Source organism: Pseudomonas sp. URMO17WK12:I7, assembly GCF_003269045.1.
Classification (GTDB): Bacteria; Pseudomonadota; Gammaproteobacteria; order Pseudomonadales; family Pseudomonadaceae; genus Aquipseudomonas; species Aquipseudomonas putida_J.
Genome location: NZ_QLTL01000008.1, coordinates 66,489 through 79,173, shown reverse-complemented (window position 1 = coordinate 79,173; position 12,685 = coordinate 66,489). Strand labels below are relative to the sequence as shown.

Below are 12,685 nucleotides of genomic sequence, written 5' to 3'. Positions count from 1 at the left end.
AGACTGTGCGGCATTTTTCGCTTCGCACCGCAGGCCCGCCTCGTGACCACCGAATCCACCGCCTTTGCCACCTTGCCGCTGTCCTCTGCCATGCTGGCCAACCTGGACGCCCTCGGCTATGCCTCGATGACGCCGATCCAGGCCCAGAGCCTGCCGGTCATCCTGCGCGGCCAGGACCTGATCGCCCAGGCCAAGACCGGCAGCGGCAAGACCGCCGCCTTCGGCATCGGCCTGCTCAACCCGATCAACCCGCGCTACTTCGGCTGCCAGGCGCTGGTGCTGTGCCCCACCCGCGAGCTCGCCGACCAGGTGGCCAAGGAGCTGCGCCGCCTGGCGCGCGCCGAGGACAACATCAAGATCCTCACCCTCTGCGGTGGCGTGTCGCTGGGCCCGCAGATTGCCTCGCTGGAACACGGCGCGCACATCATCGTCGGCACGCCGGGGCGCATCCAGCAACACCTGGACAAAGGCACCCTGGTGCTCGACGGCCTGAACACCCTGGTGCTGGACGAAGCCGACCGCATGCTCGACATGGGTTTCTTCGACGCCATCGCCAACATCATCGGCAAGACCCCGTCGCGCCGCCAGACCCTGCTGTTCTCGGCCACCTACCCGGCCGGCATCGAGCAGCTGGCTGCCGACTTCATGCGCAAGCCGCAACAGGTCAAGGTTGAAAGCCTGCACGCCGACAACCAGATCGAGCAGCGTTTCATCGAGATCGACCCGCAGCAGCGTCTGGATGCGGTCATCCGTGTGCTTGGCCACTACCGCCCGCAATCGTGCGTGGCGTTCTGCTTTACCAAGCAGCAGTGCGAGGACGTGGTTGCCCACCTGACCGCCAAGGGCATCGTCGCCCAGGCCCTGCACGGCGACCTGGAACAACGTGACCGCGACCAGGTGCTGACCATGTTCGCCAACCGCAGCAGCTCGGTGCTGGTGGCCACTGACGTGGCGGCCCGCGGCCTGGATATCGATGGCCTGGACATGGTCATCAACGTCGAGCTGGCACGTGATGCCGAAATCCATGTACACCGCGTGGGCCGTACCGGCCGTGCGGGTGAGAAAGGGGTTGCAGTCAGCCTGGTGGCACCGGCCGAAGGCCACCGTGCCCAGGCCATTGAAGACCTGCAGAAAAGCCCGCTGCGCTGGGACCAGCTGGACAGCCTGAAGAACCAGGGCGGCGCGCCATTGCTGCCGCTGATGAGCACGCTGTGCATCGCCGCCGGGCGCAAGGACAAGCTGCGCCCGGGCGACATCCTGGGTGCGCTGACCGGCGATGCCGGGATCCCGGGCAAGCAGGTGGGCAAGATCGCCATCTTCGATTTCCAGGCCTTCGTTGCCGTGGAGCGGCCGCTGGCCAAGCAGGCCATGCAGCGCTTGAACAGCGGCAAGATCAAGGGCCGGTCCCTTAAAGTCCGCATCATCTAAAAGCTTGGCAAGGTCCCTGTGGGAGCGGGTTTACCCGCGAATGCGATGGTGGGCTCACCGCCGCCTTCGCGGGTAAACCCGCTCCCACAGGGTTCAGCGATTCTTTCAAAAAGGTTTACACCGTGCACTCCACCGACGTGATCATCCTCGGCGCCGGCGCCGCCGGCCTGATGTGCGCCCAGCTCAGCGCCCGCCGTGGCCGCCGGGTGCTGCTGCTCGACCACGCCAACAAGCCCGGCAAGAAGATCCTCATGTCCGGCGGCGGGCGCTGCAACTTCACCAACATGTACACCGAACCGAGCAACTTCCTCTCGCATAACGCGCACTTCTGCAAGTCAGCCCTGGCCCGCTACACCCAGTGGGACTTCATCGAGCTGGTCAGCAAGCACGGCGTGCCGTACCACGAGAAGAAGCTCGGCCAGCTGTTCTGCGACAACAAGGCCAGCGACATCCTCGACATGCTCCTGGCCGAGTGCGACGAGGCCGGTGCCGAGATCCGCATGCACACCAGCATCGAGCAGATCGAGAAGACCGAAGCCGGCTACCTGCTGCAAACCAGTGGCGGCCAGTACGCCTGCCAGTCGCTGGTGATCGCCACCGGCGGCCTGTCGATCCCGACCCTGGGTGCCACCGGCTTTGGTTACCAGGTGGCCCGCCAGTTCGGCCACACCCTGCTGCCGACCCGCGCCGGGCTGGTGCCGTTCACCATCACCGAGCCCCAACTCAAGGCACTGTGCACCGAGCTGTCCGGCACCTCGCTGGATTGCACCGCCAGCTGCAACGGCACCAGTTTCCGCGAGAACCTGCTGTTCACCCACCGCGGCCTCAGTGGCCCGGCGATCCTGCAGATCTCGTCGTTCTGGGAAGCCGGCGACACGGTGGAGATCAACCTGCTGCCGGATCGCGATGCACTGAGCTGGCTGCAGCAGGTGCAGGCCGAGCGCGCCAACGCCGAACTGAAGACCGTGCTTGGCGAGGTGTTCACCCGCAAGCTGGCCAACCTGCTGGCCGAGCAGTGGTTCGAATCCCGGCCGATGAAGCAGTACACCCCGGCGGAACTGGCGCAGATCGCCGAGAAACTGGCGAACTGGCAGGTGGTGCCGGCCGGTACCGAAGGCTACCGCACCGCGGAAGTCACCCTCGGTGGCGTGGACACCCGCGAAGTGTCGTCCAAGACCATGGAATCGCTGAAAAGCCCCGGCCTGTACTTCATTGGCGAAGTGCTCGACGTCACTGGCCACCTGGGCGGTTTCAATTTCCAGTGGGCTTGGGCATCCGCCAACGCCGCTGCGCAGTTCGTGTAGAGTAGAATCCATTCAGCAGCACGGAACGCTTCTTGCTGGCCCGTGCTCAGCGCCGTAACCGGGGCCACTTCGCGCCCCGGTATCCGGTTCTGAAAGGTATTCCTCTGATCACTGCCTAGCGGGCCATCATGTCATCGAGTTCGTTCCGTCAGTCACTGCGTCGCCTGTGGGGCCAAGACAAGTTCAGCTACAGCATCCGGGTCACCATCGCCCTCACCGGCAGCCTGGCCCTGTGCTGGTACCAGAACGAGATGGCCCTGCTGATTCCACTGTTCCTCGGCATCATCGCCAGTGCCCTGGCCGAGACCGATGACAGCTGGCAGGGCCGCCTCAGCGCCCTGGCCGTCACCCTCACCTGCTTTGCCATCGCCGCACTGGCGGTCGAGTTGCTGTTCCCCTACCCGTGGATCTTCGTCATCGCCCTGGCGCTGGCAGCGTTTGGCCTGACCATGCTCGGCGCCCTTGGCGAGCGCTACGGCGCGATTGCTTCGGCAACGCTGATCACTTCGGTGTACACCATGATCGGCGTGGACCAGCGTGGCGGAATGGTCACCGACTTCTGGCACGAGCCGATGCTGCTGGTGGCGGGCGCGGCCTGGTACGGCCTGCTCTCGGTGCTGTGGCAGGCGCTGTTTTCCAACCAGCCGGTGCAGCAGAGCCTGGCCAAGCTGTTTTTCGAACTTGGCAGCTACCTCAAGCTCAAGGCCAGCCTGTTCGAGCCGATCCGCAACCTTGATGTCGAGGCCCAGCGCCTGGCGCTGGCCCAGCAGAATGGCAAAGTGGTGGCGGCGCTCAACGCGGCCAAGGAAATCATCCTCCACAGGGTCGGCAACAGCCAGCCGAACTCCAAGGTCAGCCGCTACCTCAAGCTGTACTTCCTGGCCCAGGACATCCACGAACGGGTCAGCGCCTCGCACTACCCTTACAACGCCCTGAATGAAGCGTTCTTCCACAGCGATGTGATGTTCCGCTGCCAACGCTTGCTGCGCAAACAAGGTGCATCCTGCCAGGAGCTGGCCCGCTCGATCCGCCTGCGCCAGCCTTTCGTGCTGGCCACGGGTTTCGCCGAAGCACTGGAAGACCTCAACGCCTCGCTTGAACACCTGCGCATCCAGAGCAACCCGGCCTGGCGTGGCCTGCTGCGTTCGCTGCGTGCCCTGGCTGCCAACCTGGCGACCCTCGACCGCCTGCTCAGCGCCGCCAGCAACCCCGACAGCCTGGCTGATGCCAGCGACAGCAGCCTGCTGGACCGCTCGCCACGCACCCTGAAGGACGTATGGACGCGTCTGCGTACCCAGCTGACGCCGACCTCGCTACTGTTCCGCCACGCCCTGCGCCTGCCACTGGCGCTGTCCATCGGTTACGGCATGGTGCACCTGATCCACCCGACCCAAGGTTACTGGATCATCCTCACCACACTGTTCGTCTGCCAGCCCAACTATGGCGCCACCCGGCGCAAGCTGGTGCAGCGGATCTTCGGCACTGCAGTTGGCCTGACCGTCGGCTGGGCGCTGTTCGACCTGTTCCCCAACCCTGTCATCCAGTCGCTGTTCGCCGTGGCTGCGGGCGTGGTGTTCTTCGTCAACCGCACCACCCGCTATACCCTGGCCACGGCTGCGATCACGCTGATGGTGCTGTTCTGCTTCAACCAGATCGGCGATGGCTACGGCCTGTTCCTGCCGCGCCTGTTCGATACCTTGGTCGGCAGCCTGATCGCCATCCTCGCGGTATTCCTGTTCCTCCCTGACTGGCAGGGCCGGCGGCTGAACAAGGCGCTGGCCAACACCCTCGCCTGCGCCAGCGTGTACCTGCGCCAGATCATGCAGCAATACGCCCACGGCAAACGCGACGACCTCGCCTACCGCCTGGCCCGGCGCAACGCCCACAACGCCGATGCGGCCCTGTCGACCACTCTGGCCAACATGCTCATGGAGCCGGGGCATTTCCGCAAGGAAGCCGATGTCGGGTTCCGCTTCCTGGTGCTGTCGCATACCTTGCTCAGTTACCTGTCAGGGCTGGGCGCGCATCGCGATACAGCCTTGCCGGCAGAGGTGCAGGAGCAGTTGATCGATGGCGCCGGGCAAAGTGTGGCCAATAGCCTGGACGAAATTGCCAATGGCCTGGCGGCGCGGCTGCCGGTGGCGATTCACAGTGACGCCGAAGAGGCGCTGGCCAACGCCCTGGAGCAGATGCCGGAAGAACTGGATGAGCATCAGCGCTTGGTACAGACGCAGCTGGCGTTGATCTGCCGGCAGCTGGGGCCTTTGCGCACGCTGGCTGCACACCTGATCAAAGAGGCACCGTCAGCCTGAGTTATTCCTGTTCCGGCCTATTCGCGGGAAAACCCGCTCCCACAGGTTCCGCGCTGTCTTCGCCCAGACGCTATCCCCGTGGGAGCGGGTTTACCCGCGAATAGGCCGGAACAGAGAGTCGAGATCAAAAGCCATGCTGGTGTAGCAGCCTTGCATAGCTGCCATCAGCTTTCATCGCCGCGATGGCCTGCTCGAAGCGTTCGACGATCTGCTGGTGATCAGGGTGCTTCAGGCTGACCAGAATATGCAGGGTATTCTCCCCCAGCAGCGGCTCCATCAGCACCACGCCGTCGCGCACCTGCTGCGGCTCGCGCTGCAGGTTGTAGCGCGCCACGTACTCGTCCTCAACTGCCAGGTTTACCCGCCCGGCTGCCAGCATGCGCACGGCGGTCGAGAAATTGCGCACCTCCACCTTATTCAAGCGAGTATCGCCATCAAACGCCGGTGAATAGGCATAGTCGCGTACGACCGCAATGCTGTAAGGATAAAGGTCGGCCTGATGCTTGTAGCGGAACGTGTCGCCCTTGCGCTTGAGCAGGCGAATGCGATTGCTCAGGTAGCCCTCGGAAAACTGCCCGATCTGTTTACGCGCATCGTTATACCAGGCGCTGATCAGCACGTCGTAACGCCCGTCGCCAATGCCCATCAATGCCCGCGCCCACGGCACTTCCTCGTAGCCGCTGGCATACCCGGCGCGGGCCAGTGCCGTGGTGACCAGGCTGGTAGCCAGACCGCCGCCAGGCATCCCGCTGTCAGTGAACGGTGGCCAGTTGTCGGCTACCAGCCGCAGCCTGGCCTGGCCAAATGCAGGTGCTGCCAGGAGCGCACCCAACAAACCTAACGCGCAAAGCAGTGGCCGCATGCAGAGGTCCTTTTGCAGTGGGAGGCACACGCTGTGGAAGGCGAATCGCAGATGAGAGTACACAAAGGCCGCTGTGTGGGGCAGCGGACAATAATGTCATTTAGCCTCTATTTTGGCCGTGACTGGAAAATTTGCGATGATCCGTCATCAATTCCAGGAGTTACCACCATGTCCATCCACTGGCTCTGCAAGCACCACTCCGACCTCGACAAACATGAGCTCTACGCCATTCTGCAACTGCGTACCGCCGTATTCGTGGTCGAACAGCGCTGTGCCTACCAGGAAGTCGATGGCCAGGACCTGGCGGGCGACACCCTGCACCTGATGGGCTGGCAGGATGACAAGCTGGTAGCCTACCTGCGCCTGCTGGACCCGCAGTTGCAGGGTGGCGATGTGGTCATCGGGCGGGTGGTGACTTCACCTGACGCGCGCGAGCTGAAACTCGGGCACCCGCTGCTGATGAAAGGGCTGGAGGCAGCCGGCCACTGCTGGCCTGGGACGCCGGTTTACCTGTCGGCCCAGGCACATCTGCAGGGTTTCTACGCCCGGCACGGTTTCGAGGTGGTGGGCGAGCAATACCTGGAAGACGACATCCCGCATATCGGCATGCGCAAGGTCACGGATACCCCAGTACTTCCCTGATCTGCCGCAGGTGCCGGATGATCCACTGCTTGTCGATCGCTCCCCAGTCATGGATGCGGTAATGCCCGGCATGGTTGCGCGCACCTTCCTGCTGCTCGAACTCGCAGACGATATCCAGGTCGGCGAGCGCGGCGATGGTGTCCTGTGCCGTGCGCCGCGGCATGCCGGTGGCCTCCATCAGCGCCGGCACGCTGGTGGCGGTCTGGCTGTCGATCAACCAGGCCACGTACAGGCGGCGGTAGAAACTGCTCTTGGTCTTGCTCACATCCATGCTGCGTGATCCTTACAGGTTGCCCGGCAACTCCCGATAGGTCAGGTAGACGCGCAGGTCGAATTCCAGTTGGTGGTATGCCGGCTCCATGTGCTGGCAGAGCTGGTAGAACGCCTTGTTGTGATCGCGCTCGCGCAAATGCGCCAGTTCGTGCACCACGATCATGCGCAGGAATTCTGGCGCCGCCTCCTTGAACAGCGAGGCGATACGGATTTCCTTCTTCGCCTTGAGCTTGCCGCCCTGCACCCGCGATACCGCGGTATTGAGCCCCAGGGCCCTGTGGGTCAGGTCCAGGCGATTGTCGAACAGCACCTTGTCCAGGTTTGGCGCGCTGCGCAGGTATTGCTGGCGCAGGTCCTGGGCATAGCCGTACAGCGCCTTGTCGCTCTGCACGTCATGGCGGCCGGGGTAGCGGCGCTGCAGATACTCGCCCAGGCGGTCGCTGTCGATCATCTGCCGCACCTGCTCCTGCAGGTGCGGTGGGTAGGCTTGCAAATAGCGTAATACGGTCATGGCATGGCATTCGGCGTAACGAATGCCGATTCTAGCCAATCACGGCCGCAGCCAGGGAAAAATCGCCGGGAAGCCAGTGGCATCAACTGCCGTCATCGGGTGCGCGACCAGAAAGCCCTGCACGTAAGCGCAACCGTTTGCCTTCAGCCACGCAGCCTGGGCCTGTGTTTCAACACCTTCCGCGATCACGGTGATCCCGTAGTCTGCGCACAGGCCGATGACGCTGCGCACCAACGCCGTATCCGCCGCAGAGTCCGGCAGGCGCGCCACCAGATGGCGGTCCAGTTTCAACGTGTCGATAGGCAGGTCGCGCAACATGCGCAGCGAGCAGTCGCCAGCACCGAAATCGTCCAGTGCCACACGTACGCCCAGCCCGCGCAGGCGATGAATCTGTTTGATCGCCGTGTCGATGTTGTACATCAGCGAGGTCTCGGCCACTTCGACTTCCAGTTGCGCCGGGTCGAGCTGGTAATCCTGAATCACCCGCTGCAGTTCATCGATCAGGCTGGGCATGGAAAACTGCGCGCGGCTCAGGCTGATACCCAACACCAGCTCCGGGGCGAAACACTGGCACCAGGCTTGACGCTGCGCGGCCCCCTGGCGGTAGATCCAGCTGGCCAGGCGGTTGATCAACCGTGCTTCCTCCAGCAAGGGTATGAACAGCCCTGGCGGCACATCGCCAACGCTCGGGTGCTGCCAGCGCAGCAGGGCCTCGAAACCTCGTAGCTTGCCATCGGCAAAGGCCACCTGGGGTTGGTACACGAGGCTGAAATCCTGGACCTCGATGGCATTGCGCACGCTGTCCTCAAGCATCAGCCGTGAGCGGGCGCGGCCGTTTAGTTCCTGATCATAGAAGCGATACTGCTGGCGACCGGCCTGCTTGGCTGCGTACATGGCAGTGTCGGCGGCGCGCAGCAGGCCTTCGACATTGCCGCCACAGTCGGGGTAGGTGGCGATACCGATGCTGACGCCCAAGCACACATCCAGCCCCTCCACCTGCTGCTGGATCGACACCCGCTCAAGCAGCTTCTCGGCATGGCGCCCGGCCTGTTCCGGGTATGGCAAGCCGTCGAACAGCGCGGTGAACTCATCACCGCCCATGCGCGCCAGCAGCGCCTCGCTGCCAAGGCAGTCCTTGATCTGCTCGGCCACCCAGCGCAGCACCCTGTCTCCGGCCTCATGGCCCAACGAGTCATTGATCCGCTTGAAGCCGTCCAGGTCCATGTACATCAGCGCCTGAACCTTGTTCGAGCGCTCGCCGCGCAGTAATACGCCTTCGGCAGCCTGGTAGAACCCGCGGCGGTTGAGCAGCCCGGTCAAGGAGTCGGTCACCGCCTGGTATTCCAGTTGCTGATGCAGGTTGCGCTCCACCGACATGTCCAGCACCGTGACCACCATGGCCTGCTGCTCCGCCGGCAACGGCGCGCATGACAGGGCCACAGGCACCAGCTGCCCACCTGGGAGGCGCAGGTGGGCATCATGGACCCGCACGATCTGCCGCGCGAGGTAGGCGTTGTGGAACTCGGATTCGCTCCACAGGGTGGCGTTGGCCAACTGCAGCAGATCGAGCAGGTTGGCACCCTGCAGTTGCTCGACCGGGGTATGCATCAAGCGCGAGATTGCCGGGTTGGCAAAGCTGATGACGCCCTCGGCATCGACCACCAGGATGCCTTCAGCGGCATTCTCGAGGATCGAGGCATTGAACGCCCGGGCGGCTTCCAGCTCGCACGTCAGCCGCTGCAGCATGCGCCGGTTACGCTGCTGGTCCAGCTGCGCCTGCACCTTGGGCTTGAGTATCTGTGGGTCGAACGGCTTGAACAGATAATCCACAGCACCGCTGGCATAGCCCTTGAGCACGGCAGCATCGGACTGCTCGTTGGCGGTGAGGAAAATGATCGGGGTCAGCCGGGTTCGCTGGCTACCGCGCATCAGGCGCGCCACTTCGAAACCGTCCATTTCGGGCATCTGCACATCGAGCAGCACCAGATCGACCTCGTGCTCAAGCAACGTACCCAGGGCTTCCATCCCCGAGCTTGCGGTCAATACGTGCCAATCGTTGCGCGCCAGCAAGGCCCGCATGCTAATGAGGTTTTCCGGGTAATCGTCGACCACCAGAAGAACCGACTTGCCATCCAGTGGTTGAGGGTAAGCGCCATCCATGCTGCTTCTCTTGTTTGACCGACTTCGACGTGCTATTGGATCCGATTAATACTCTAGACCTGCGGATCCGACAAGCAATGCAATCAGATCGCTATCAGTGAATAAGTTTCACGGTAGCCGACTAACGGTAGCCTTGCAGGATTTCGACGCATAAAAAAACCCGCATCGCTGCGGGTTTTTCAGGGCTGCACCTGTGGATCAGTTGACCTTGGCGGCCAGCTCACCTTTCAGATAGCGCTGGAACATGCCTTCCAGGGAGATCGGCTTGATCTTCGAGGCATTGCCGGCAGTGCCGAAAGCTTCGTAACGGGCGATGCACACGTCACGCATGGCCTTCACGGTTTCACCAAAGAACTTGCGTGGGTCGAACTCGCTTGGGTTCTGAGCCATCAGCCGGCGCATGGCACCCGTGGACGCCAGGCGCAGGTCGGTGTCGATGTTGACCTTGCGCACGCCGTGCTTGATACCTTCGACGATCTCTTCGACCGGTACGCCGTAGGTCTCTTTGATGTCGCCGCCGTACTGGTTGATGATCGCCAGCCACTCTTGCGGTACCGAGGAAGAACCGTGCATCACCAGGTGGGTGTTAGGGATGCGTTTGTGGATTTCCTTGATGCGGTCAATGGCCAGCACGTCGCCGGTAGGTGGCTTGGTGAACTTGTAAGCACCGTGGCTGGTACCGATGGCGATGGCCAGGGCGTCCACCTGGGTCTTCTTGACGAAGTCGGCGGCCTCCTCCGGGTCGGTCAGCATCTGGCTGTGGTCCAGCACGCCTTCGGCACCGATGCCGTCTTCTTCACCGGCCATGCCGGTTTCCAGCGAACCCAGGCAGCCCAGCTCGCCTTCCACCGAAACGCCGCAGGCGTGGGCCATGGCCACGGTCTGCTGGGTAACGCGGACGTTGTACTCGTAGTCGGTCGGGGTCTTGCCGTCTTCGCCGAGCGAGCCGTCCATCATCACCGAGCTGAAGCCCAGCTGGATGGAACGCTGGCATACGTCAGGGCTGGTGCCGTGGTCCTGGTGCATGCACACCGGGATGTGCGGGAATTCTTCGATGGCGGCCAGGATCAGGTGGCGCAGGAACGGGGCACCGGCGTATTTGCGGGCGCCGGCCGAAGCCTGGACGATCACCGGGGAGTCGGTCTTGTCGGCCGCTTCCATGATGGCGCGCATCTGCTCGAGGTTGTTGACGTTGAAAGCCGGAACGCCGTAACCGAACTCGGCGGCGTGGTCCAGCATCTGGCGCATGCTAATGAGTGCCATTGTGTATCTCTCTCCCGACAAGCGTCGTTTGTTTCGTGCAAGCCTGCCGCAGGGGCGGTTGCTGTTCAAGTAGTGTGGGCCGCCTGTGCGGCCCGGCCAGTCACGGTGCCTTGCAGCCCCGCCCAATCAGATCGTTGGTTGCCACCCAGTACACCAGGCCTTCTTCGCCCTTGGTGTGGAAGGCCAGCACGCCATCGCTGTACAGCGCGCCAGAGGCGCCCGGCTCGGACTTGAGCCTATAGACCTGGTCGCCGCCGCCGAGACGTACGTCAACCTGGTCCCGTTGAGCATCAGCGAAGCGCCATAGCACTTCGGTCTGAGTGTCGCAAACCCAGCGGGTCCAGTTGTCCGCCGGGGCGGACGGTGCAGGCTGTATCAGCGAGCATCCTGCCAGTGTCGCCAGGGCCATCGAGGCCAGCAGCGCTTTCATTACATATCCTCTAGATGACCACAGAGCGGTCGCTTGGTTGCCTGCCCCGACGAAACACTCGGTGCCGCTACACGCTTCAAGGGCAACCCGGCGCCTGGCGCTGGTGTTCTTCGTCATACTTTTCCAGGCCTTCCGGGCCTACGCGCTTGTTGATGACCGGCACGGTCTCGGCCTGCCACTCGGACTGGTAGCAACCGCCCTTGGGCGGCTGCGCCGGGTCGGCATCCGACGACGGCCCGCTGGAGCAGGCGCCCAGCAGGCCGGCCAGGATCATCACAGGCAATTGTTTGACCATCAGGCCGCTCCCTTTGCCAGGCGCCACCATTGTCAGGCTTTTGCCCGCTCTTCCAGGATCGCCACGGCTGGCAGCACTTTGCCTTCGACGAACTCGAGGAAAGCACCGCCACCGGTAGAAATGTAGGAGATATCCTTGCTGACGCCATATTTGTCGATAGCGGCCAGGGTGTCGCCACCACCTGCGATGGAAAACGCAGCGCTTTCGGCGATGGCCTTGGCCAGCACCTTGGTGCCGTTGCCGAACTGATCGAACTCGAACACACCGACCGGGCCGTTCCACAGGATGGTCTTCGACGACTTCAGCAGCTCGGCGAAATTGGCGGCGGTCTGCGGGCCGATATCCAGGATCATGTCGTCGGCAGCTACGTCTGCGATGGCCTTGACGGTCGCTTCGGCAGTTTCGGCGAACTCTTTGGCAACCACGACGTCGACCGGCAGCGGCACGCTGACCTTGGCGGCGATGGCTTTGGCGGTTTCGACCAGGTCAGGCTCGTACAGCGACTTGCCAACCGGGTGGCCGGCAGCAGCCAGGAAGGTGTTGGCGATGCCACCACCGACGATCAACTGGTCACAGACGCTGCTCAGGCTGTTCAGCACGTCCAGCTTGGTCGACACCTTGGAGCCGGCGACGATGGCCGCCATTGGCTTGGCCGGGGCCTTCAGGGCCTTGCCCAGCGCGTCCAGCTCGGCCGCCAGCAGTGGGCCGGCGGCCGCGACCTTGGCGAACTTGGCCACGCCATGGGTGGAGCCTTCGGCACGGTGAGCGGTACCGAAGGCGTCCATGACGAACACGTCGCACAGGGCGGCGTACTGCTGTGCCAGCTCGTCGGCGTTTTTCTTCTCGCCCTTGTTGAAGCGCACGTTCTCGAACAGCACCAGGTCACCTGCGTTCACTTGAACGCCGCCCAGGTAGTCGGCAACCAGCGGCACTTCGCGGCCCAGGGCCTTGCTCAGGTAGTCGGCAACCGGCTTGAGGCTGTTCTCGGCAGAGAACTCGCCTTCGGTCGGGCGGCCCAGGTGCGAGCAGACCATTACCGCCGCACCCTTTTCCAGGGCCAGCTTGATGGTCGGCAGCGCTGCCAGGATACGCGCATCGCTGGTTACCACACCGTCCTTCACAGGCACGTTGAGGTCTTCGCGGATCAGTACGCGCTTACCTTGCAGGTCGAGGTCGGTCATCTTCAACACGGTCATGAATGCAGT

12 protein-coding genes are annotated in these 12,685 nt (G+C 63.3%); 4 read left to right on the top strand and 8 right to left on the bottom strand.

The window, feature by feature from the left end; translation table 11 throughout:
* The first annotated feature begins 90 nt into the window (after positions 1-90).
* The 3 genes from dbpA to yccS all read left to right on the top strand — a co-directional run bounded on the left by dbpA (position 91) and on the right by yccS (position 5,044).
* The gene (gene dbpA / locus H040_RS12620) at positions 91-1,428 is read left to right on the top strand and encodes an ATP-dependent RNA helicase DbpA (RefSeq protein ID WP_256208142.1); all 1,338 of its coding nucleotides are present in this window, start codon (positions 91-93) and stop codon (positions 1,426-1,428) included.
* A 122-nt stretch (positions 1,429-1,550) separates the two neighbouring features.
* Positions 1,551-2,732: an NAD(P)/FAD-dependent oxidoreductase gene (locus H040_RS12615; RefSeq protein ID WP_027920695.1), complete on the top strand. Its 1,182-nt coding sequence runs from the start codon at positions 1,551-1,553 to the stop codon at positions 2,730-2,732.
* A gap of 128 nt (positions 2,733-2,860) precedes the next feature.
* The gene (gene yccS / locus H040_RS12610; RefSeq protein WP_027920694.1) at positions 2,861-5,044 is read left to right on the top strand and encodes a YccS family putative transporter; all 2,184 of its coding nucleotides are present in this window, start codon (positions 2,861-2,863) and stop codon (positions 5,042-5,044) included.
* Positions 5,045-5,168: 124 nt separating this feature from the next.
* Here the strand turns inward: yccS and H040_RS12605 are convergent, their stop codons facing one another.
* The gene (locus H040_RS12605) at positions 5,169-5,906 is read right to left on the bottom strand and encodes a substrate-binding periplasmic protein (protein ID WP_027920693.1); all 738 of its coding nucleotides are present in this window, start codon (positions 5,904-5,906) and stop codon (positions 5,169-5,171) included.
* Positions 5,907-6,074: 168 nt separating this feature from the next.
* On the opposite strand from H040_RS12605, the gene H040_RS12600 reads away from it, so the two are divergent.
* On the top strand, positions 6,075-6,548 hold the full coding sequence (locus H040_RS12600; RefSeq protein WP_027920692.1) for a GNAT family N-acetyltransferase: 474 nt from the start codon (positions 6,075-6,077) through the stop codon (positions 6,546-6,548).
* On the opposite strand, the gene H040_RS12595 is transcribed toward H040_RS12600, so the two are convergent.
* The 7 genes from H040_RS12595 to H040_RS12565 all read right to left on the bottom strand — a co-directional run bounded on the left by H040_RS12595 (position 6,523) and on the right by H040_RS12565 (position 12,676).
* On the bottom strand, positions 6,523-6,819 hold the full coding sequence (locus tag H040_RS12595; RefSeq protein WP_012312450.1) for a winged helix-turn-helix domain-containing protein: 297 nt from the start codon (positions 6,817-6,819) through the stop codon (positions 6,523-6,525). The genes H040_RS12600 and H040_RS12595 overlap by 26 nt on opposite strands.
* Positions 6,820-6,831: 12 nt before the next feature.
* Positions 6,832-7,332: a M48 metallopeptidase family protein gene (locus tag H040_RS12590; protein ID WP_027920691.1), complete on the bottom strand. Its 501-nt coding sequence runs from the start codon at positions 7,330-7,332 to the stop codon at positions 6,832-6,834.
* Between the two features lie 39 nt (positions 7,333-7,371).
* A complete protein-coding gene (locus H040_RS12585; RefSeq protein ID WP_027920690.1) occupies positions 7,372-9,492 on the bottom strand; it encodes a putative bifunctional diguanylate cyclase/phosphodiesterase in 2,121 nt (706 codons plus the stop codon).
* Between the two features lie 198 nt (positions 9,493-9,690).
* Positions 9,691-10,755 (bottom strand): class II fructose-bisphosphate aldolase, encoded by a 1,065-nt coding sequence (fba, locus tag H040_RS12580; RefSeq protein ID WP_008093958.1) that lies wholly within the window; start codon positions 10,753-10,755, stop codon positions 9,691-9,693.
* A gap of 100 nt (positions 10,756-10,855) precedes the next feature.
* Complete coding sequence (locus H040_RS12575; RefSeq protein WP_027920689.1) at positions 10,856-11,185, bottom strand: MliC family protein; 330 nt, start codon at positions 11,183-11,185, stop codon at positions 10,856-10,858.
* 76 nt (positions 11,186-11,261) lie between these two features.
* Positions 11,262-11,480 (bottom strand): hypothetical protein, encoded by a 219-nt coding sequence (locus H040_RS12570; RefSeq protein WP_027920688.1) that lies wholly within the window; start codon positions 11,478-11,480, stop codon positions 11,262-11,264.
* Positions 11,481-11,512: 32 nt separating this feature from the next.
* Positions 11,513-12,676, bottom strand: a complete 1,164-nt coding sequence (locus H040_RS12565) for a phosphoglycerate kinase (protein WP_027920687.1) — start codon at positions 12,674-12,676, stop codon at positions 11,513-11,515.
* Positions 12,677-12,685 lie beyond the last annotated feature (9 nt).